At 63.0% G+C, this 21033-nt stretch carries 23 protein-coding genes; 18 read left to right on the forward strand and 5 right to left on the reverse strand.

What is annotated here, in order from left to right:
• Positions 1 to 16: 16 nt before the first annotated feature.
• From K5R33_RS17165 to K5R33_RS17180, 4 genes are all read right to left on the reverse strand, one after another.
• On the reverse strand, positions 17 to 427 hold the full coding sequence (locus tag K5R33_RS17165) for a YonV C-terminus-related protein (protein WP_220750314.1): 411 nt from the start codon (positions 425 to 427) through the stop codon (positions 17 to 19).
• A gap of 597 nt (positions 428 to 1024) precedes the next feature.
• Positions 1025 to 2074: a YeeE/YedE family protein gene (locus tag K5R33_RS17170; RefSeq protein ID WP_373314191.1), complete on the reverse strand. Its 1050-nt coding sequence runs from the start codon at positions 2072 to 2074 to the stop codon at positions 1025 to 1027.
• A 44-nt stretch (positions 2075 to 2118) separates the two neighbouring features.
• The gene (locus K5R33_RS17175; RefSeq protein WP_373314192.1) at positions 2119 to 2412 is read right to left on the reverse strand and encodes an ArsR/SmtB family transcription factor; all 294 of its coding nucleotides are present in this window, start codon (positions 2410 to 2412) and stop codon (positions 2119 to 2121) included.
• 115 nt (positions 2413 to 2527) lie between these two features.
• The gene (locus K5R33_RS17180; protein ID WP_220750317.1) at positions 2528 to 2932 is read right to left on the reverse strand and encodes a thioredoxin domain-containing protein; all 405 of its coding nucleotides are present in this window, start codon (positions 2930 to 2932) and stop codon (positions 2528 to 2530) included.
• 38 nt (positions 2933 to 2970) lie between these two features.
• Here K5R33_RS17180 and K5R33_RS17185 point away from each other — a divergent pair, with 38 nt between their 5' ends.
• The 13 genes from K5R33_RS17185 (at position 2971) to hemA (ending at position 14074) form a co-directional block, all read left to right on the forward strand.
• Entirely contained in the window at positions 2971 to 3702 is a 732-nt protein-coding gene (locus K5R33_RS17185) for a cytochrome c biogenesis CcdA family protein (protein WP_220750318.1), read from the forward strand.
• A gap of 13 nt (positions 3703 to 3715) precedes the next feature.
• Complete coding sequence (locus K5R33_RS17190; RefSeq protein ID WP_220750319.1) at positions 3716 to 4267, forward strand: thioredoxin family protein; 552 nt, start codon at positions 3716 to 3718, stop codon at positions 4265 to 4267.
• A gap of 93 nt (positions 4268 to 4360) precedes the next feature.
• Positions 4361 to 4840 carry a sulfur oxidation c-type cytochrome SoxX gene (gene soxX / locus K5R33_RS17195; protein ID WP_220750320.1) on the forward strand — a complete coding sequence of 160 codons (480 nt, stop codon included), beginning with the start codon at positions 4361 to 4363 and terminating at the stop codon, positions 4838 to 4840.
• A 1-nt stretch (position 4841) separates the two neighbouring features.
• On the forward strand, positions 4842 to 5267 hold the full coding sequence (gene soxY, locus K5R33_RS17200) for a thiosulfate oxidation carrier protein SoxY (protein WP_220750321.1): 426 nt from the start codon (positions 4842 to 4844) through the stop codon (positions 5265 to 5267).
• A gap of 23 nt (positions 5268 to 5290) precedes the next feature.
• The gene (gene soxZ, locus K5R33_RS17205) at positions 5291 to 5620 is read left to right on the forward strand and encodes a thiosulfate oxidation carrier complex protein SoxZ (RefSeq protein WP_220750322.1); all 330 of its coding nucleotides are present in this window, start codon (positions 5291 to 5293) and stop codon (positions 5618 to 5620) included.
• Between the two features lie 66 nt (positions 5621 to 5686).
• Complete coding sequence (gene soxA / locus K5R33_RS17210) at positions 5687 to 6532, forward strand: sulfur oxidation c-type cytochrome SoxA (protein WP_220750323.1); 846 nt, start codon at positions 5687 to 5689, stop codon at positions 6530 to 6532.
• Between the two features lie 86 nt (positions 6533 to 6618).
• The gene (soxB, locus tag K5R33_RS17215; RefSeq protein WP_220750324.1) at positions 6619 to 8313 is read left to right on the forward strand and encodes a thiosulfohydrolase SoxB; all 1695 of its coding nucleotides are present in this window, start codon (positions 6619 to 6621) and stop codon (positions 8311 to 8313) included.
• Positions 8314 to 8341: 28 nt separating this feature from the next.
• Positions 8342 to 9598, forward strand: a complete 1257-nt coding sequence (gene soxC, locus K5R33_RS17220) for a sulfite dehydrogenase (protein ID WP_220750325.1) — start codon at positions 8342 to 8344, stop codon at positions 9596 to 9598.
• Positions 9582 to 10760 carry a c-type cytochrome gene (locus K5R33_RS17225; protein WP_220750326.1) on the forward strand — a complete coding sequence of 393 codons (1179 nt, stop codon included), beginning with the start codon at positions 9582 to 9584 and terminating at the stop codon, positions 10758 to 10760. The genes soxC and K5R33_RS17225 overlap by 17 nt, the downstream gene beginning before the upstream one ends.
• Positions 10757 to 11065 (forward strand): c-type cytochrome, encoded by a 309-nt coding sequence (locus K5R33_RS17230; RefSeq protein WP_220750327.1) that lies wholly within the window; start codon positions 10757 to 10759, stop codon positions 11063 to 11065. Before K5R33_RS17225 ends, K5R33_RS17230 begins: the two co-directional genes overlap by 4 nt.
• Before the next feature lie 30 nt (positions 11066 to 11095).
• Complete coding sequence (locus K5R33_RS17235; RefSeq protein ID WP_220750328.1) at positions 11096 to 12364, forward strand: NAD(P)/FAD-dependent oxidoreductase; 1269 nt, start codon at positions 11096 to 11098, stop codon at positions 12362 to 12364.
• Between the two features lie 58 nt (positions 12365 to 12422).
• Positions 12423 to 12854 carry a DUF302 domain-containing protein gene (locus K5R33_RS17240; RefSeq protein WP_220750329.1) on the forward strand — a complete coding sequence of 144 codons (432 nt, stop codon included), beginning with the start codon at positions 12423 to 12425 and terminating at the stop codon, positions 12852 to 12854.
• Positions 12855 to 12856: 2 nt separating this feature from the next.
• The gene (gene hemA, locus K5R33_RS17245) at positions 12857 to 14074 is read left to right on the forward strand and encodes a 5-aminolevulinate synthase (protein ID WP_220750330.1); all 1218 of its coding nucleotides are present in this window, start codon (positions 12857 to 12859) and stop codon (positions 14072 to 14074) included.
• A gap of 68 nt (positions 14075 to 14142) precedes the next feature.
• Here the strand turns inward: hemA and K5R33_RS17250 are convergent, their stop codons facing one another.
• Positions 14143 to 15027: an MBL fold metallo-hydrolase gene (locus K5R33_RS17250; RefSeq protein ID WP_220750331.1), complete on the reverse strand. Its 885-nt coding sequence runs from the start codon at positions 15025 to 15027 to the stop codon at positions 14143 to 14145.
• Positions 15028 to 15284: 257 nt separating this feature from the next.
• Between K5R33_RS17250 and K5R33_RS17255 the strand changes: the two genes are divergently transcribed.
• From K5R33_RS17255 to K5R33_RS17275, 5 genes are all read left to right on the forward strand, one after another.
• The gene (locus K5R33_RS17255) at positions 15285 to 16613 is read left to right on the forward strand and encodes an ABC transporter substrate-binding protein (protein WP_220750332.1); all 1329 of its coding nucleotides are present in this window, start codon (positions 15285 to 15287) and stop codon (positions 16611 to 16613) included.
• Positions 16614 to 16704: 91 nt separating this feature from the next.
• Complete coding sequence (locus K5R33_RS17260) at positions 16705 to 17577, forward strand: carbohydrate ABC transporter permease (RefSeq protein ID WP_220750333.1); 873 nt, start codon at positions 16705 to 16707, stop codon at positions 17575 to 17577.
• 3 nt (positions 17578 to 17580) lie between these two features.
• On the forward strand, positions 17581 to 18408 hold the full coding sequence (locus K5R33_RS17265) for a carbohydrate ABC transporter permease (RefSeq protein ID WP_220750334.1): 828 nt from the start codon (positions 17581 to 17583) through the stop codon (positions 18406 to 18408).
• A gap of 33 nt (positions 18409 to 18441) precedes the next feature.
• Positions 18442 to 19500 (forward strand): ABC transporter ATP-binding protein, encoded by a 1059-nt coding sequence (locus K5R33_RS17270; protein ID WP_220750335.1) that lies wholly within the window; start codon positions 18442 to 18444, stop codon positions 19498 to 19500.
• 462 nt (positions 19501 to 19962) lie between these two features.
• The gene (locus K5R33_RS17275) at positions 19963 to 21000 is read left to right on the forward strand and encodes a LacI family DNA-binding transcriptional regulator (protein ID WP_220750336.1); all 1038 of its coding nucleotides are present in this window, start codon (positions 19963 to 19965) and stop codon (positions 20998 to 21000) included.
• Positions 21001 to 21033 lie beyond the last annotated feature (33 nt).

Raw genomic sequence — 21033 nt, forward strand, 5'->3', positions numbered from 1 at the left:
GGAGAACAGGCTAACTTCAAACCGCGGACCTTTCAGGGGAGCAGGTCAAGGCCGAGATCGCGAAGAGGTCTTCGTTGACCCTAATCCCCTGGGCAATGAAGTGGTTCCGCAGCGGCGGCAGAGCGAACCTATAGGCCAGGTACGCCGTCGCGGTCTTGTGTGCGAACTCGTTTGTGGCCTTGCCCGACGCGCCCCTCTCGAACACGCCCGAGGCGCCTTCCAGAAGCGCGCTCGCCATTGCGCTTGAACCAATGGCGCACAAGGCTCGCTCCAGTGGTGGATCAGCGTCGGGTGACCCTCGAACCGCGTCGCTAGCTCCGGCCACCGTCTGCTCGCCCGTTAGCGCCTCGAGCGCCACCTTCGCCTTGAACGCGGCCGCCTGCCGCGTCCTCTTCGCCATCTCGTCCGTCTGCTTCTCGGAGACCATGAGGGCCTCAAATCGTAGCTTCCGTCAGCGTCCAGCTTCCACGGAGCACCTTAGATCGCTGTCTCGCTGGACGCGATTCCGCCCTACGCCCCCCAATTTGACCCGGAAGGGGAATCCGGGGGAAACTTCACTAAAGAAGTGGTGTCTTGAAATTAAGGCCGACCGACAGTCAGGGTTCGGTGCCCCGGGCGGGGGATGGTGTGTCTTCACTGGAATTGTCATACGCGCAACAAACGTTCGTGTTTCCAGCAAAATGAAGTTCAGCGCCAGGACGGGCTGAGGGTAAGCCTCTGACGATCCGCAGACCGGTAGCAGCCTAATTGTTCAGCCCACGGTGGCAGGGTGCTTAGGGCTGGCGGTGAAAGCACAGGAGCACAGGCGGTAGGTCTCGAAACTGGCAGATGTCGAGACATGTCTGGAGTCGTCTGATCGTTAAGGATGGACGTCTTGGTCGGAATTCCTAACCACTCGTCAAGTCGTTCGCGAAGCGCAAGAGCGGTTCTGCGCTCTGTGGCCTGGCGCCGCCTCGCGAACCTCTTGCTGCACGCCACAAGCAAGCGCTTATGCCCGGTGTCTTCCCACTCTACGGCGACCACTTTAAGCCATCCGTAGCCCTGTGATGAGCTGTCGGAGGCCCAAGGCGGCGCCTGCGACGATGCAGACCGCAACAATTGGGGCAGAGAGCGCAAGGGCCGAGAATGCTGCAAGGCCTTGGCCGACGGTGCAGCCTACGGCTAGGACAGCCCCGATGCCCATCAGCGCCGCACCACCAATTTGCCGCCGCAACTCGCGCGGATCCTCGCAGGCTTCCCAGCGGAAATGGCCCTTGATCAGACTGCCGAGGAACGCCCCCATCAAGACCCCCGCAACGGATCCGACGCCAAAGGTGATTGCCGTTCCGCTGGCGGTCATCAGCCACATCATCGAACTGCCGAGGGGGGCCGCAAAACTGTGGGAGACGACCGGCGTTGGGTCGAACCCCACACGACCGACCCAGGTTGTTCCCACCCAGGCGCTGGCAACCGCGAAGGCTACGACAAAACCCCAGGCAATGGCCGTCCAGTTCTGCCGAAAGCCCTTGTCCGCTAGGGCAACGCTTAGCACAATGAGGCCCATGCCGATGCCAAATGCCCAGTCCGGCAGTCCGGTCAAGAGGGCGAGGGCGGTCGCCAAACTGGCGCTGTGATCGGCGGCAACCTCGGGGAAGAGCGAGACACGCAGTGCGGCAAAGGGTCCGGAGAGGACAGCCATTGCCGACAACCCCATGACCAGGACGATCACGAACGACCGCAGGTCGCCTCCCCCCAGACGGGCAAGGGCCCCAAATCCGCAATTGCCCGCGATGGCCATGCCATAGCCAAACATCAGCCCGCCCATGGCAGCAGGCAGGATCGACACGGACGTCGCGAGATAAACCGAGCGATCAATCTCGGCCCAGCCAAAAGCAACGGCTAGGAACGTCAGACAAATCGCGCCGCCGAGGGCCACGCCCCACATGCGCGCCCGGTCCCAAGACCCGCCATAAAGGCCGTCTTCGATGGCGCCTAGGGTGCAAAAGCGGCCCAATCGCGCCGCCAAGCCCAGCAATATGCCCCCAAGGCACCCGACCAGAGCCATGGCCTGGCTCTCTCCGATGAGATCAATCAGCATCCCCGATCCTCCCTCCTGAGGGAGGCGGTCAGGGTGTCCGCCTACCTCTCGTCTTCAGACCGGCAGAACAGGTCGTAGACGACATCTATGATCCTGATCGCACGATCATCGGTCAAGGAGTAGTATATTGTTTTGCCGTCACGCCGAGGTTGAACCAACCCCTCCAGCCGCAGCCGGCCAAGTTGTTGGGACACCGCAGCCTGGCGGGCCGAGAGCAATTCTTCCAGCTCGGTCACTGACTTTTCGCCAGACGCCAAGTGGCACAGGATCATCAGTCGACCTTCGTGGCTGATGGCCTTCAGGAAGTTAGACGCAGCCGTGGCGTTCTCGACCATGCGATCGAGGTCTTCCTCGCAAGTCTCGGGACCGAAGACCGGTAGGGACACGGCGGCACTCTCCTTCAGGGCCGCTGTGCCTAAGGGGTCTTGGGTGGCGGCAACCTCTGGCCTACTACCGTCCATCGCGCCACCCGTCCAGTTCGGGGATGTCTTCGGCTGCCGCATCCAACATCTGACCTAGCACGGGCCAAAAGAAGTCTTCGCCCGGGTATCCCTCGCGCCGGGCGACCTCCTGTCCGTCGTGCAACAACACAAAGGTAGGTGTGAAGCGCATACGGCTGGTCAGGCGAATGTCGTCGGGAAGAGGGTCGTGGATGTCGACCCTGCGGAGCGGCGCGGCCCGGCCCTCGGCGGTCTTGGCATAGGCGTCACCGACTTCGGCATCCCAGCGGGCGCACCAGATGCAGCCCTCTTCCTCGCCCATCAAAAGCGCGACCTGTGCCATGGCTGGCACCGGGATCGCGACCAAGACAGCCAAAGCAGCCGTCCGCAACAAAGGTTGCAATTCATAAATCATAATTTGAATATGTGTTGGGAGCGAGGGAAGGCAAGTACATGTTTGACGTCACCATAGCGGGGGCGACCTTGGCGGGTCTGCTGTCCTTTTTGTCACCCTGTATCTTGCCGATGGTGCCTTTCTATCTGTCATATCTGGCAGGCGGGTCCTTGATGGCGCTGGAGGAGGGCAACCTGCCGCAAGGTATGCGCCGCCGCGCGATCCTGTCGGCCGTGGCCTTTGCCTTGGGCGTCGCGACGATCTTTGTGGGTCTCGGGGCGACCGCGACGGCCTTCGGTCAGATCGTGCGCGATTGGTTCGATGTCCTGCGGTGGGTGGCGGTTGGGATCATCCTGCTCATGGGGCTGCACTTTCTCGGCGTTCTCAAGATCGGGCTGCTTTATCGGTCGTTTGGTCAGGGGGCGGGCGATGGCGAAGCCAAGGGCGGCATCGTCGCTGGCTACCTGATCGGCCTGGCGTTTGCCTTTGGGTGGACGCCGTGCGTCGGGCCCGTGCTGGCGGCGATTCTGTTCATGGCAGGCGCCCAAGACAGTGTGGGGCAGGGGATGACCCTGCTGCTGGCCTATGCATTTGGGATGACGGCGCCCTTCGTGGTCGCCGCCGCTTTCGTGGGGCCGTTCCTGCGGTGGATGCGTGGGTTTCGCCGCCATTTGCCCAAGATCGAAAAGACCATGGGCGCGTCCCTCGTGGTCTTTGCGCTGCTGATTGCGACCAACTCTATGAACGCCATCGCGAACTGGATGCTGCAATTCTGGCCGGCTATCGGCTGAACGGGAGGATAAGATGAGACACTGGATCGCGGCATTGGCCGTCGGCTTAGCGCTGCCTGCGGGCGCCGCCGAAATCGGGGACGACGGGCTGCATAAGGCGCCCTGGATGGTCGAAACCTTCAAGGACCTGCGCGAGGACTTGGCCGAGGCCACCGCCGAGGGGCGGCGCCTAATGGTGATCGTGGAACAGCGCGGCTGCATCTATTGCACCAAGATGCACGAAGAGGTGTTTTCCCAACCGGACATCGCCGCCACCTTGGGGACGGATTACTTCGTCGTGCAACTCAACATGTTCGGGGACGTCGAGGTCGTGGACTTCGATGGTGAGATCCTGTCCGAGAAGGCCGCTGTGCGCAAATGGGGGCTGAACTTCACCCCCCTGCTGCTGTTTTTCCCAGAAGAGGTGCCCGAAGGCGTCACCGCAGAGGACGCCGCCGTGGCCACTGTGCCCGGGGCCTTTGGGGCGGAGACGACGCGCAACATGCTCAGCTGGGTTCTGGAGAAGGGCTATGCCGGGGATGAGCCGTTCCAAGTCTACCATGCGCGCAAGCTGAACGGTGGCTGAAACATTTAAGTATTCACAAGTATGCATTCGTTCTTGCCAGATCACGGCCGCGTGAGCTAACCTCGGAGTCGGAGGACGACCAAGGGAGGTTTCATGGGACGCTTTGCGTTAGGCATTGCGGCGACATTCGCCGCTGCGACGATGGCTGTTGCCGAGGGTGCCATTGCGCCCGGTGACGTCGAATACGATGAATACGGTGCGGTTGCGGCGTCCCTGACGGGCGTGGCGGGTGACGCGGAAAACGGCAAGCTCTTGATGAACAAGGGGGCAGGCAACTGTATTGCCTGTCATGCCGTGAGCGCCCTGTCAGAGCTGAGCTTTCATGGCGAAATTGGCCCCATGCTGGACGGCGTGGCCGACCGCTGGACCGAAGCGGATCTGCGCGGGATCGTGGCCAACGCCAAGGTGATGTTCGACGGCACGATGATGCCGTCCTTCTACAAGACCACGGGCTACACCCGACCGGGTGACGCTTACACGGGCAAGGCCGCCCAAGGTGAATTGGCCCCACTTCTGACCGCGCAAGAGGTCGAGGACGTGGTCGCCTATCTGATGACATTGAAGGAGACCTGAGATGCAACTCACACGACGTGATGCGCTTGCGCTCGGCGGGGCGGCCCTGTCGCTGGCCGCGCTGCCAATGCGCGCCCTGGCCGCAACCGACATGGTGGGTGAGGCGATCACCGCGTTCACCGGTGGGGCAGACGTGGGCGAGCGCGGGATCACCCTGACCGCGCCGGAGATTGCCGAGAACGGCAACACTGTTCCGATCGAGGTCGACGCGCCGGGCGCTGCCGCCATCATGGTGCTGGCCGCTGGCAACCCGAACCCTGACGTGGGCACGTTCAACTTCGGCCCCTTGGCCGCCAGCCAGTTCGCTTCCACCCGGATCCGTTTGGCCGGCACCCAAGATGTGATTGCCATCGCCAAGATGGCCGACGGCAGCTTCGTTCGCGCCTCGCAAGAGGTCAAAGTCACCATCGGCGGCTGCGGCGGCTGAGTTCAGGACACAGGAGAGAGATCATGGCCACAGGCGTCAAACCCCGCGTCCGCGTTCCCAAGTCTGCTTCGGCGGGCGAAGCGATCACCATCAAAACGCTGATTTCCCACCAGATGGAATCCGGTCAGCGGAAGGACAAAGAGGGGAACATCATTCCCCGGTCGATCATCAACCGCTTCACAGTGGATTTCGACGGCGAGAATGTCATCGACGTCGCCCTTGAACCGGCGATCTCGACCAACCCGTACTTTGAGTTCGAGGCCACTGTGCCCGCCTCGGGCAGCTTCGTCTTCACTTGGTACGACGACGACGGCGACATCTACACCGAAGAGAAAGCCATTACGGTTTCCTGACCGACGGGGTCGGGCGCGACCGAGGAGGGGCGCGCCCAAACACCCGGTAGGCAAGGGAGGAACGACATGAAGAGAACGACCCTGACGGCCATCGCACTTGCGATGGTCACCGGCCCAGCCATGGCCGATCCAGATGCCGACGCGCTCGTGGTAAATGGCGAGATAGAGATGGTGACAGAGGCCTCGGCCCCCGCCCATTTGGAGGGCGCGCTGAAAACCGTCTACTCCGGCTGGCGCTTCCGGTCGGACGAGACTCAGGCCGTGCAAATGGATGATTTCGACAACCCCGGGATGCTGGGTGTCGAGGTCGCCTTGGATGCCTGGACCGAAGTCGCCGGGACCGAAGGCGAAAGCTGTGCCTCTTGCCACGGGTCACCCGAAGAGATGGCAGGCGTCAGCGCGACTTACCCCAAGTGGGATGCCGCCGCAGGTGAGGTTCAGACCCTGACCATGCAGATGAACGAATGCCGGACGGAGCGCATGGGCGCCGAGCCATACGCCTATGACAAAGGTGACGCGATCAACATGACCGCGCTGCTGACGTCCGTGTCGCGGGGCATGCCCATGAGCGTGGCCATCGACGGTCCCGCCGCCGAGACCTGGGAGATGGGCAAGGAGTTGTACTACACCCGCTTCGGTCAGTTGGAGCTGTCCTGCGCCAACTGCCACGAAGACAACTACGGTATGATGATCCGCGCCGATCACCTGTCCCAGGGTCAGATCAACGGCTTCCCCACGTATCGCTTGAAGAACACCAAGCTGAACGGCGTGCACTCGCGGTTCAAGGGCTGCATCCGGGATACGCGGGCCGAGACCTTTGCCCCTGGCTCGCCCGAGCTGATCGCGCTGGAGCTCTACGTCGCTTCGCGCAGCAACGGCCTGTCGGTCGAAGGCCCCAGCGTCCGCAACTAACGAACCGGGCCCGCCCGCCGGAAACGGTTGGCGGGCCCTTTCTTCTTCGCAAACATGCAAAATTGCGAATGTGATTGGAGGGTGAGATGATCTCACGGCGCGATTTCCTACAGGCAGCCATGGCGGCCTCTGCCATCTACGGCGGCAGCGCTTTTGGCAATTGGTCCCGCCTGGCCGCGCAGCAGGCCATGACCCAGGACGACCTGCTGTCGTTTGACACCTCGGGCAATGTGACGCTGATCCATATCACGGACATCCACGCCCAGCTTGTCCCCACCTGGTTCCGCGAGCCCGAGATCAACCTGGGCGTGGGCGAGGCCCTGGGCCAGCCGCCCCATATCACGGGTACCGACTTCCTGCGCCGCTATGGGATCGAGGCGAACTCTGCCCTGCAATACGCGCTGTCCTATCCCGATTTCTCGGCCCTCGCGCGCCAGTACGGGCGCATGGGCGGGGCGGATCGCATCGCGACCGTGGTGAAGGCCATTCGCGCGGATCGGCCAGATGCGCTGCTGCTCGACGGGGGCGATACTTGGCAGGGCAGCCTGACCGCTCTGCGCACCCAGGGCCAAGACATGGTCAATGTCTTCAACGCGCTGGGCACCGATGCCATGACCTCCCACTGGGAATTCACGCTGGGGTTGGACCGGGTCACCGACATCGTCGACAACCATCTGCAATTCCCCTTCCTCGGCGCGAATATCTTCGATGCCGAATGGGATGAGCCGGCCTATGAGCCCTATCAGATGTTCGAACGCGGCGGTGTGCAGGTCGCCGTCATCGGCCAGGCCTTCCCCTATATGCCCATCGCCAACCCTGGCTACATGTTCCCCGGTCTCAGCTTTGGCGTCCGGCAGGAGCGGATGGCCGAGGTCGTGGCCGAGGCGCGTGCGGCGGGGGCCGAAGCGGTCGTCGTCCTGTCCCACAACGGTTTCGACGTGGACCGCAAGCTGGCCGCCAATGTGCCCGGCATCGACGTCATCCTGACTGGTCACACCCACGACGCGCTGCCCGAGCCATTGCTGGTCGGCAAAACCCATCTGATCGCCTCGGGCAGTCACGGCAAGTTCGTCAGCCGTCTGGATCTGGATGTGCGCGACGGTGAGGTGAAGGGCGTCAATCACAAGCTGATCCCGATCTTCTCGGATGTGATCGCGCCGGACTCGGAGATGACGGCTTTGGTCGAGGCCGAACGCGCGCCTTTCAAGGACGAGTTGACCGAGGTTCTGGGCCGCACCGATGGGCTGCTCTACCGCCGGGGCAACTTCAACGGCACCTGGGATGACCTGATCTGCGACGCCCTGTTGGAAGAGCGGGAGGCCGATATCGCCCTCTCACCCGGCTTCCGCTGGGGCGCCTCGGTCCTGCCCGATCAGGACATCACCCGCGAAGACCTGATGAACGCCACGGCCATGTCCTACCCGGAGGCCTACCGCTCCGAGATGACGGGCGAGTTGCTGCACACCATCCTGGAGGATGTGGCCGACAACCTGTTTAACCCCGACCCTTACTACCAGCAGGGCGGCGACATGGTTCGCGTTGGTGGCATGGGCTACCGTATCGACATCAACCAGCCCCAGGGCAGCCGCATCACCGAGATGACGCTGCTCAAGACCGGCGAGCGGATCGACCCGACCAAGACTTATGTCGTCGCGGGCTGGGCCAGCGTGAACCCGGAGGTGGAGGGTCCCCCCATTTGGGACGTGGTCGAGGCGCATATCCGTCGCCAGGGCACCGTCTCCGTCTCCCCCAACGACAGCGTGCAAGTGGTCACAGGATGACCCGCACCCCGATCAAGGAGTATCTGCAATGACCGACAGAACCGGCCCCACACGCCGCGCCTTGCTGGGCGCCATGGCCGCCGGGGGTGCCGCCGCAGCCGCAGGCATCGCCCGCGCAGGCAGCGACCCGGCCATCACCGAAATCCAACCTTGGATGCAGGAGCTGGGCGAGGGCGTCGACGCCCGCCCCTATGGCACCCCCTCACGGTTCGAAGCCCATGTGAAGCGCCGCAACGTGGAATGGCTGACCGCCGATCCCGTGTCCTCGGTGAACTTCACGCCGCTCCATGAGATGGAGGGGATCATCACGCCCAACGGTCTGTGCTTTGAGCGTCACCACGCGGGCATCGCCGATGTGGACCCCTCGGTCCATCGGTTGATGATCAACGGGCTGGTGGATCGGGAATTGGTTTTCACCATGGAGGACCTCGCCCGCTTCCCGCGTCACAACCGGGTCTACTTCCTGGAATGCGCGGCGAACTCCGGGATGGAATGGCGTGGCGCCCAGCTCAACGGCTGTCAATTCACCCACGGCATGATCCACAACGTCATGTATACGGGCGTCATGCTGCGCGACGTGTTGAACGCGGCGGGCGTGCAGACGGCGGGCAAATGGATCCTGCCAGAGGGGGCCGATGCCTCGGGGATGACGCGCTCGATCCCCATGGAAAAGGCGCTCGACGATTGCATGATCGCCACGCACATGAACGGCGAGCGGTTGCGCCCCGAACAGGGCTATCCGGTGCGCCTAGTCGTCCCCGGTTGGGAAGGCAACATGTGGGTCAAATGGCTCCGCCGGATCGAGGTCGGGGATCAGCCCTGGCACCACCGGGAAGAGACGTCGAAATACACCGACCTTCTGGCCGATGGTCAGGCCCGGCGGTTCACCTGGGCGATGGATGCGAAGTCGGTCATCACCAACCCGTCCCCGCAGGCGCCGCTGACCCATGGTCCCGGGCCGACCGTTCTGACCGGCGTGGCCTGGTCCGGGCGTGGCACGATCCCGCGGGTGGATGTGACCCTGGACGGTGGCAAGAACTGGCACCAGGCGCGGATGGACGGGCCCAGCCTCGATAAGTCCATGCACCGCTTCTACTTCGACTTTGAGTGGGACGGGAAACCCCTGCTGCTGCAAAGCCGGGCCCATGATTCCACGGGCTATGTGCAGCCCACTAAGAATCAGCTTCGCGCCGTGCGGGGCGAGAACTCGATCTATCACAACAACGGCATTCAGACCTGGCATGTGGATGCGCGCGGGGAGGCTGAAAATGTCGAAATTGGCTAACCTTATGGTGCCCGGCGTTGCGGGTGCGGGTGTGATGATTGGCGCGGCCTATATGCTGGCCAACACAATGGTGCCGGAAGTCCACGCGCCCGTGGCGGAAACCATGGGCCTGACCGCTAAGGCCGAAAGCGCCCCAGCGCCGGTGCCCATGGTCTATGCGCTTGGGCGGCCAGCCACACCCGAGGAGGTCGCCGCCTGGGACATCGACGTGCGGCCAGATGGCCATGGCCTGCCCGATGGGTCCGGCGATGTGTGGACTGGCGAAGAGCTCTACATCGACAATTGCGCGGTGTGTCACGGCGACTTTGGTGAGGCGATCGGACGTTGGCCCGTGCTTGCGGGCGGGCAAGGCAGCCTGACCGACGACCGCCCGGTCAAGACCATCGGCAGCTATTGGCCCTATCTGTCCACGGTCTATGATTACGTGAACCGGGCCATGCCCTTCGGGAACGCGCAGTCCCTGAGCGACGATGAGGTCTACGCGATCACGGCGTATCTGCTGTATCTCAACGACCTCGTAGACGACGATTTCGTATTGGATCAAGAGAGCTTCGCGGCCTTCGAGATGCCGAACCAGCCCGCCTTCTACATGGATGACCGGGCCGATACGGAATACGCGCTGTTCACCGGTGAGCCCTGCATGACGAATTGTGCCGAGACCGTGCAGATCACGGCGCGCGCGGCCGTTGTTGACGTGACGCCCGAGGACGAAGCTGCCCGCGAGGCACGCGCCGCGGCACACGAGGCCGAAGAGGCCGTCGTCGAGGTCGCAGCCGTCGCCGCCGAACCCGCGGCCGTGGAGGCAGAGCCCGTCGCCGTCACGGAACCCGCCGCTGCGGGGCCGGATCTGATCGCTGCGGGCGAGAAGGTGTTTAAGAAGTGCGCCGCCTGCCACCAGGTTGGCGATGGGGCCCGTAACCGCAGCGGCCCAGCGCTCAACAACATCTTGGGCCACCCGGCGGGCGCGGTCGATGGCTTCCGCTATTCCAGCGTGTTCCAGGACATGCAGGCGGCGGGTCTTGTCTGGACCGAGGATGAGTTGGCCGCCTTCCTGACGGCGCCAAAGACCTATGCCGCTGGGACCAAGATGTCGTTCCGCGGTCTGTCGGATGAGGAGGATCTGACAGCCGTGATCGCCTATCTCGGGTCCTTCGCGGAATGATCCGCAGGGTCCTCGGTTTCTCCCCAGTTGTCGCGGCGGGCCTCGTGTCCGTCGCGGCGGCGGAGGGGGATGTGGCCTACGGCGAATACCTCGCCTCGGAATGTACCACGTGCCACCTGTTGGGCGCGACGGAGGCCACTGGCGGCGTGCCCCTTATCACTGGATGGGATGCGGAGACCTTCGTTCTGATCCTGAAGGATTTCAAAACCGGAGTGCGTGATAACGCTGCCATGGAATTGGTGACCGCCCGCTTGGGCGAGGAGGAGATGGCGGCGCTGGCCGCATATTTCGCACAGGCCGAATAGGACCGTGCGACCGTCTTGGGAGGGACGAACATGACAAACAGAAGAACCGTTCTTCGGGGCTTGGCCGCCGCTGGGGGCCTGCTGGCAGCGCCTGCCGTGCTTGCCGATGGCCACGGCAAACCCCGCGTCGTTGTGATCGGCGGTGGATCCGGTGGGGCCACGGCTGCGCGCTATCTCGCGAAAGACTCGGGCGGGGCCTTGGATGTGACCTTGGTTGAGCCGTCGCGGACCTATTTCACCTGCTACTTCTCGAACCTCTACCTGGGCGGCTTCCAGGACATGAAAGACCTGGGCCACACCTACGGGACCTTGGCCGGCGCCCATGGGGTGAATGTCGTCCATGATTGGGCGGTTGACGTGGACCGAGACGCCAAGACGGTCGCTTTGGCGGGCGGGGCGGTGCTGCCCTACGACAAACTGATCCTGTCGCCGGGCATCGACTTCGTGGACGGGGCTGTACCCGGTTGGGATGTCTCCAAGCAGAACAAGATGCCCCATGCCTATAAGGCGGGCAGCCAGACCGAATTGCTCAAGGCGCAGTTGGAGGCCATGCCCGAAGGCGGCACCTTCGCCATGGTGGCACCGCCCAATCCCTACCGCTGTCCGCCGGGGCCCTACGAGCGGGTCTCCATGGTGGCGCATATGCTGAAGGCTCGGAACCCAACGGCTAAGATCCTGATCGTGGACCCAAAGGAGAAGTTCTCCAAACAGGGTCTGTTCGAGGAAGGCTGGCAGGCCCATTACGCGGGTATGATCGACCGTATCGGCCCCGATTTCGGCGGGGACGCGGTGTCTGTCGACCCAGAGGCGATGACCGTGGACATCGACGGATCGGTGGAACAGGTCGACGTTTGCAACGTCATCCCCGCCATGAAAGCCGGGCGCATCGCCGATATGGCGGGCGTGACCGATGGGCGCTGGGCGCCGGTGAACGCCGCTGACATGTCGTCAAAGGTGGACGCGGATGTCTACGTTCTGGGCGATGCGGCGCAGCAGGGCGACATGCCCAAGTCCGGTTTCTCGGCCAACAGCCAGGCCAAGGTCTGCGCCAACGCAGTGCGCGGTGCGCTGACCGGCAGCCGCGTCTTCCCGGCGCGGTTTTCCAACACGTGCTGGTCGCTGATTTCGACTGAGGACGGTGTGAAGGTCGGCGCCACCTACGAGGCGACGCCCGAGAAGATCGCCAAGGTGGACGGCTTCATCAGTCAGACCGGTGAGGACAGCGCCCTGCGGAAGGCAACCTATGAGGAAAGCCTGGGTTGGTACGCGGGCATCGTCAGCGACATGTTCGGCGTCTGATCCCATCCGTCCAACGGCGGTCCCGCCCAGGGGCCGCCCCGTACCTCAGAGACCGATCATGATCCGCAGCCTACTCGTCGCGACCTTAACCCTAACGGCGTTGCCAGCGCTTGCGCAGCAGACCGCCACCGCGGTGTTCGATGGTGAGGTCGAGGATGCCGCCTTCGCCGTCGAGAGCGCGATACTCGGCCAAGGGCTGGTGATCGACTACGTCAGTCACGTGGGCGACATGCTCAGCCGGACGGGTCACGACCTGGGCCTCGGCGCGTCCCCGGTGGGCGAGGACGCCCAGATCTTCGTCTTCTGCTCCGCCACAATCAGCCGTCAGGTGATGGAGGCGGACCCGATGAACATCGTCCACTGCCCGTACGGGATTTTCGTGGCTGAGATCGACGGCGCGACCCTGATCGGTCACCGCGTCTATGGCGACGACAGCATGGCTCCGGTGAATGCTCTGTTACAGGGGATCATCGCCGAGGCATTGGAGTAGGCATGGATTTTGAACGGCACTTTTGCGAGGCCCTGGATGCCCTTCGGGACGCGGGCGACTATCGTGTTTTTGCGGATCTCGAACGGCATCGGGGCGCCTTTCCCCGGGCCACGGATCACGGGACCGGTCGGGATGTGACCGTCTGGTGTTCCAATGATTATCTCGGGATGGGACAGCATCCCGACGTCCTTGCCGCCATGCACGGGGCCATTGATCGGGTTGGCGCCGGGGCAGGGGGCACGCGCAACATCTCTGGCACTACCCACGCCCATGTGGCGTTGGAGGGGGAACTGGCGGACCTGCATGGAAAGGAGGCGGCGCTGCTGTTCACCAGCGGCTATGTCTCGAACTGGGCGGCCCTGGGCACGTTGGCGGCGCGTATCCCTGGTTGCGTGGTGCTGTCGGATGCCAAGAACCATGCGAGCATGATCGAAGGCATCCGCCATTCGCGCGCGCAGAAGGTCATCTGGCGGCACAATGATCTGGCGGATCTGGAGGCCAAGTTGGACGCGCTGCCTGCCGAGACGCCCAAGCTGATCGCTTTTGAAAGCGTCTATTCCATGGACGGTGATATCGCCCCGCTCGAAGGGATATGCGACTTGGCGGAGCGGTACGGTGCCTTGACCTATCTCGACGAGGTCCACGCCGTTGGTCTGTATGGTCCACGCGGGGGAGGGGTGGCCGAGGCCCGTGGCCTGATGGACCGGATCGATGTGATCGAGGGGACCTTGGGCAAGGCCTTTGGCGTCATGGGCGGCTATATCGCGGCCTCGGCGGCGCTCTGTGATTTCGTGCGCAGTTTTGCGAGCGGCTTCATCTTTACCACGGCGCTGCCTCCGGCGGTTGCGGCGGGCGCCTGTGCAAGTGTGCGTCATCTCAAGACCAGCGAGGCGGAGCGGGCGGCCCACCAAGCCACGGTCGCCGAGGTGCGTGCGCGCTTGGATGCGGCGGGCATCCCCCATGTGGCAAACCCAAGCCACATCATCCCGGTCATGGTCGGGGATCCGGTGAAGTGCCGCTACATTTCGGACGTGCTGATGCGGGACCACGGGATCTACATCCAGCCGATCAACTATCCGACCGTGCCTAAGGGGACCGAGCGGTTGCGGATCACGCCGTCGCCTGTGCATGGCCCAGCCGATATCGACCGGCTGATCGACGCCCTATCGGTCCTGTGGACTCAGTGTGAATTGGCGCGGCGTCCCATGGCGGCGCAGTAGCAGTGGCTGGCGAGGCCTGACGCGTGCGGGCCGCGCCGCCCGGTCCATCGCGGATAGATGGGGTGAGCCTAGGACGCCACGAAGCGATAGCCGTCCTGACCCTTCTCCACCTGGCCAATGCCGCCCTGTGGCAGGTGAAAGCCCACGACCGGGCGGTCATCCGCACTGATCCGATCAAACAGGGCCACGCGCGTTTCGGCGGCCAGTGCTTGGTCCTGATCGCTCCCCGAAAGCCACTCGGGCCGGGCAAAGGCCACGTGGTGGTTCCCGATTGCGTCCCCCAGAACGATTGCGCCGCCCAGGTCGAAGGCCATGTGACCCGGCGTATGGCCCGGTGTCAGGATCGCCTCGACGCCCGGCACCACCTCTTGCCCGTGGTCAAACGTCTGAAGCTGGTCGGCGATGGCCTCCAACCTCCGCTTGGCACCGACGGCAAAGCTGGCCCTGGCCGTGCCGATGGATTCCACCGTCTGCGGGTCGGACCAATAGGCCATTTCGGTCGCGCCGATATGGTGGGTGGACTGGGAAAACAGCGGATCGCCAAAGTCGTCCAACACGCCCCAGATGTGGTCTGGGTGGGCGTGGGTGAAAACCACGTCGGTGACGCTCTCAGGGTCAATGCCCAGATGGTCCAACCCGTCTAGCAGTCGACCGGCGCTTAACTGGAAATCGCTGCCCGCGCCTGCGTCGAACAACACGACCCGATCCCCCTGTTGGAGCAGCGCTAGATTGCAATCTGGCGTCAGCTGCGGCCCGCTCATCCCGAAGTCGTTGAGGACAGCCGACAGGTCGTCCTGCGGCATTGGGTCAAAGATCATGTTGGAGGGGAGGGTCAGGTGCCCGTCGCTGACCGTGGTCAGGGTCGCGCCTTCGCTCAGGTCGATCTGTGCCGAGACGAGACGCGGCACGGTGAGCGCCGCCACCGAGGCAGCAAGGAAAGACCGGCGATGCATCTATGAACCCCCTCACTAATTCACGTTTAAGAATATGATATTTTGCGTGTTCTGCCAAGGGCGTATGACATAGATCAGAGGCCAGTCGCGGCGGTTTCACTGGACCCTAATTGTCGGATCGGGGTAGGCGACGACCAGCCCACGTCGTCGCATGGGACACCAGTTCCAGTCCCTTTGAATACCTAGTCATTTTATGTTGAATGCGCATTCATTTGCCGTATGGTCAACGTCAGGGAGGCGCTGAACGGGAGGATATCATGCGCAAACGGACATTTCTGGCCTCGGTGGCGACGGCTGCGGCGCTGGCGTTGACGCCTGTCGCGGCGCTCGCCGACGGGCATTCGGAGAAGTATAATCTGCTGCCCGGTAAGCCTTTTGAGGGGACCAAGCTGAACATCCTCAGTGTGGTGACGCCGCAATTCGATGGCCTGATGCTGCGTGACGCTGAGTTCACCGAACTGACCGGGATCGAGACGGAATGGACCTTCATTCCGTTTGGATCGCTCCAGGAAAAGATCAACGCCGAGGGGATTGCCGCGAACGGGACCTTCGACGTTGTGAACTATTTGGACAGCTGGGGTCCACCGAACGCCCATTGGTTGACGCGGATCGACGATTTGATGGCGCGCGATGGCATTTCCATGGATCGCTACCCCGCCGCCTTCGCGCGCTCTGCGCAATTTGAGGGTGAAACGCTCGGCTTTCCCCTGCGCGCCCATCCGCAGTTGATGTTCTACCGCAAGGACTTGATCCCGGAACCGCCCCAGACCTGGGAAGACGTGGTCCGCATCGGCAAGGAGTTGCAGGAAACCAACCCTGATATCTCGCCGCTCGCGCTGTACTACAACAACGACGGCAATCGGCAGAACCTGTTCATCTGGATCAATTTCCTGTGGGCCGCGGGTGCCGATATCTTCAACGAGGATGGCACCGCCGCTTGGGCCAGCCCCGAAGGCCTGCAAGCGACCAAGGATTACATCGCGCTGCACACCGAACATGGCGTGACGAACCCGAATTCGCTCGCCTTTGTGGAGCAGGACGCGCGCCAGTCGTTCATGCAGGGGAACTCCGCGATGATCCCGGTGTGGTGGTGGGCCTATTCGGGCTTCTACAACCCTGACAGCTCAACCCTGACCAAGGACCAGGTCGGCTTCGTCGGGATGCCCTCCTATCAGGGCACGACGAAGACCTATGCGATTTCCATGCCCTTCTCGATTTCCAGCTATTCCGAGAACCAGGATGCGGCCTGGGAATTCCTCAAGTGGCTGTCCAATCCAGAGATGGACAAGGCCAACGCAGTCGAGCGTGAGGTCGGTGGCAAAACCATCGTCAACAACGTGGTCACCCATATCTCGTCTTTGCAAGATGAGGCAGTGAATGCGGCGAACGACGGCATCCAGGCGGCGGCGTGGGACAGCTTGCAGCAGTCCGATATCATGCCCCAAATCCCCGAGTGGCCCGAGGTCGGTGACATCCTGTCGGCCGCCATCGCCGAAGCGGCCGCAGGCGGCGACGTGGAGGAGCTGATGACCGCCGCAGCCGAGCGGGCCGATAAGGTGCTGCGCCGCGCGGGCCGGATCGAGTAAGCAACGGGCGCGGTGGGGAGGTCTCACCCTACGACGGATGCCGTAGGGTGGGATCACCCCGCCGCGCCACCCCCACAAGCGGGACGGACCCATGCGTGACAACACGTTGAAATACCTGCTGGTCTTGCCAGCGGTCCTGGTGGTCTTTGCCACTGCAATCTGGCCTTTGATCGAAGCGGCTCGGCTGTCGTTCACGGTGGGGCGGTTGAACAGACCGGGATCGCTGGACCAATACCTGGGCTGGGAAAACTACACCTGGGCGTTTTTCGAGGAACCGGCGTTCTGGAACTCCGTCTGGGTGACGGCGGTCTATACGGTTCTGACCGTGGGGCTGACGACGATCCTGGCGCTCGGGCTTGCGCTATTGTTGGCGCCCGGGGGGCGGTTGCGGAGCGCCGCGCAGACGCTGCTGATCCTCCCCTTCGCCATGAGCCCCGCGCTGATCGGCGTATCCTTCCGGTTCATGTTCAATCCCGAGTTCGGCCTGTTCGATGCGTTCTTCGGCGTGGTGATCCCGCCCTTGGCCGATGTCAGTTGGCTGGCGGATCCAACGCTTGCCTTCGCCGTGGTGGTCATGGCGGACGTCTGGGGGTGGATCCCGTTTCTGACATTGGTCTTGATCGGCGGATTGGCCAGCGTGCCCCGCGACACCATCGAAGCGGCCCAGGTCGACGGCGCCAGCGGATGGCGCGTGTTTCGCGACGTGACCCTGCCACAGCTTGGGCCGGTCCTGGCCGTGGTCATCATCCTGAAGGCGATTTTCAGCCTCAAGACCTTTGACCAGGTCTTTATGCTGACCAATGGCGGGCCGGGCACGGCGACCCAGACGCTAAGCCACTACATCTATTTCAACGGCATGAAGTACGGGCAGATCGGCTACTCGGCCTCGGTCGCCTGGTTGATGGTCATCCCAATGATCTTCCTGACCTACGCCTATGCCAAATTCGTCTTTCGGAAGGCCTGACCCATGACCGGTAAGCAACGCCAACGCCTGTTGGGGACGGTCCAAGTGTCCCTGATCCTGGCAGCCATCTTCGTGATGCTGGTGCCGATCGCGTGGATCTTTTTGGCGGCGTTCAAGACCCATGTGGATGTCTACCAGTTGAAGCTGTTCTTCACGCCCACGTTGGAAAACTTCGGCACCGTGTTCGACGATCCCTATCGGTTGGGAGAGAAGCTGTTCAACTCGACAATCGTGGCCTTGGTCACTGTGGTCATCGCCATACCCATCGCGACCCTGGCCGCCTATTCCTTCAGCCGGTTCAGCCTGCGCGGCGAGACGCTGATGCTGGTCATCATTCTTGCGACGCAGTTCGTGCCAGCCGTTGTGATCATCCTGCCGTTCTTTGTGATGTTTCGGGACATTGGCCTGCTGGATACGCGCCTGGGTTTGATCCTCGTAAACCTGGCCATCGTGATGCCCTTCGCCATTTGGATGATCAAAGGCTTTATCGACGGCATCCCCATGGACACCGAAGAGGCGGCGATGGTCGACGGCTCCTCCCGCCTTCAGGTGATCCGCAACATCGTGCTGCCCATGGCGGCGCCGGGCCTGCTGACCTCTGGCATCTTCTGTTTCATCATTGCGTGGAACGAATTCCTGTTTGCGCTGATCCTGACCAACAAGGACGCAGTGACGCTGCCCATCGGCCTTGCGCTGTTCAAGGGCGAGGAGGGGGACCTGTGGAACCTGCTCTCCGCCGCTGGGATCATCATCATGGCGCCGATGTTCGTGCTGGCCCTGATGATCCGCAAATACTTCGTCCAAGGCATGACTATGGGGGCCGTGCGATGACCGCTCCCGTCTCGACCGCAAAGGAGCCATCCCATGGCTGAGGTCCACCTCAAAAACCTGACCAAACGATGGGGCGACTTCATCGGTGTGGACGACCAGTCTCTGCATATCGCCGATCAGGAGTTTCTCGTGCTGCTGGGTCCCTCGGGTTGCGGCAAGACCACGACAATGCGCATGATCGCCGGGCTAGAGGACCCCACAGGCGGAGAGATCTGGATCGGGGACCGCATGGTCAACGACGACCTGCCCAAGAACCGAGACGTGGCCATGGTGTTCCAAAACTACGGCCTCTATCCCCATATGACGATCTTTGACAACATCGCCTATCCCCTGCGGGTGCGAGGTGTCGCGAAGGCGGAGATCGGTCCCCGCGTGGAGAAGGCCGCCGCCCAAGTGGAACTGACGGAGTTCTTGCACCGCAAACCCAAGGCCCTATCGGGTGGTCAACGCCAGCGCGTGGCCTTGGCGCGGGCCATCGTGCGCACGCCCAAGGTGTTCCTGATGGATGAGCCACTGTCCAACCTGGACGCCAAGCTGCGCGTGACCATGCGGGCGGAGTTGAAGCACCTCAGCCGCGCGCTCAAGATCACGACGGTCTATGTGACCCACGACCAGATCGAGGCGATGACATTGGCCGACCGGGTGGCCGTCATGCGGCATGGCGTGATCCAACAACTCGGCACCCCGGATGAGATCTACAATGATCCGGCCAACCTGTTTGTGGCGGGGTTCATTGGATCGCCTGCGATGAACTTGATCAATGGCTCGGTCCAAGACGGCATGTTCGTGACCACGGGTGGGACACGTCTGGTTAAGGTGAAGGCGGCCGATCGAGCCAGGGCGATCCTTGGTGTCCGGGCAGATGACCTGACCGTGCATGAGGCCGGGCAGGGGGACATTGACGTCACGATCTATGCCTTTGAAAACACGGGCGAGAGCACGCTTTTGACGGTGCAATGGGGCAAGCAGCGGGTGATCGCCCGTGGCGACCGTCATTTGCGCAAGGATCAGGACGATGTGGTCGGCATTCGGCTCAATTCCGATCACCTTTATCTGTTCGACCCAGAGACCGAGCAGCGGATTGACGTGTGACAGATCCCGGTCGTGACACCATATGCCGCGACACCGTCGCAAGGCGCGAGCGTGCAACCGTGGTGTCTCGACATCGACGCCGTCATCAGGACCTTGCGTTGGACGGTTTCTATGCGAGGCGGAGGCCGTCGGTGCGGATGGACCCTGCCATGAAGCGTGGTGACAAGGGTCGCCTGGTATCCGTTGGAACGAAGATGTCTCACGTTGGTTGTGGTCCCCCTCCGTTTGGCGACGTAGTACCCTGGGCGTCGGGGCAGTAGAACGTGGGTATGATGTCAAACAGGGGCCAGTATAGCGGGACCGCCGCCCATATGTCATTCGTCTGGGTGCCGCCGGCCCGTGACCATATGTGGCCAGCCAGTTGCGCGGGCCGTGTCGAGACCTTTGCGGGCAGTGGGGGCCCGATGACGGCCCGGCGAACCCTCGGCCCGCGTGCCAAGCTGGCCTCGGAGTAGCGGCGCCATGGTCGGAAAACGTGTCACCGCCAGCGATGTCGCCAGGGCCGCCGGGGTCAGCCAACCAACCGTCAGCCGTGTGTTTTCCAGCGCGGCCACCGTCTCTCCTGAAAAGGCGAAGCGGGTGAAACAGGTGGCCGAAGAGCTGGGCTATGTGCCCAACCTCCTGGCGCGGTCACTCAATTCCGGGCAGTCGTTCCGCATCGGTGTGGTGTTGGCCTACCTCAAGAATGAGTTCTTCGGAGAGGTTCTGCAAAGCCTCTCCAAGGCGCTGAACGCAAAGGGTTATTCCGTGACCGTCTACTTCGCGGGCAACAGCCCCGATGAGGTGGACGGCATCGTCGGCGATTTGCTGGCCGACCGCGTGGACGGGATCGTCTTGGCCTCGGTCAGCCTGTCGAACGCCCTTGTGCCACGGGTGCAGAAGGCGGGCATTCCTTGCGTCTTGCTGAATCGCGGCCAAATCTCGCCCGGCGCTCCGACGGTCACAGCCGCCAATGTCGCGGGCGGGCGCCTTGCCACCGAGTTCCTGATCGCTGCCGGACATCGCCGGATCGCCCATCTGGCCGGGTGGAGCGGGGCGTTAAACGCGGTCGACCGGCAACGCGGCTTTCACGAGGCTATGGCTGCCCATGGGTTGGAGCCACTGGCCTGCATCGACTGCCATTTCCGCCGGAACGTCGCCATGGAGGCCTGCCGGGATCTGTTCGCCCAGCCAGTGGTCCCCGATGCGCTCTTCGTAGCGAATGATCACATGGCGCTCGGTGTGTTGGAGGTGCTGCGGGAGGAGTTGGGTCTGCGCGTGCCCGAGGATGTGTCTGTCATCGGCTACGACGACGCGCCGATGGCGGCCTGGAAGACCTTTGACCTGACCACGGTCCGCCAACCATTGCCCGAGATGATTGAGGCGACCATCGACCTTCTCATTGGCCAGCTTGCGGATGGGGTCGAGGTCGCGGAGGTGCGCGAAATCCCCAGCGTTCTGGTGGTCCGTGGCAGCGCGCGGCGACCCGAAGGCTGGTCGGACACCGCTGGAGCAATCTGAAGACAGACATCGCGACCTAACGGTAGGAGGGGC

Source organism: Jannaschia pagri, from assembly GCF_019655435.1.
Lineage (GTDB): Bacteria > Pseudomonadota > Alphaproteobacteria > Rhodobacterales > Rhodobacteraceae > Jannaschia > Jannaschia pagri.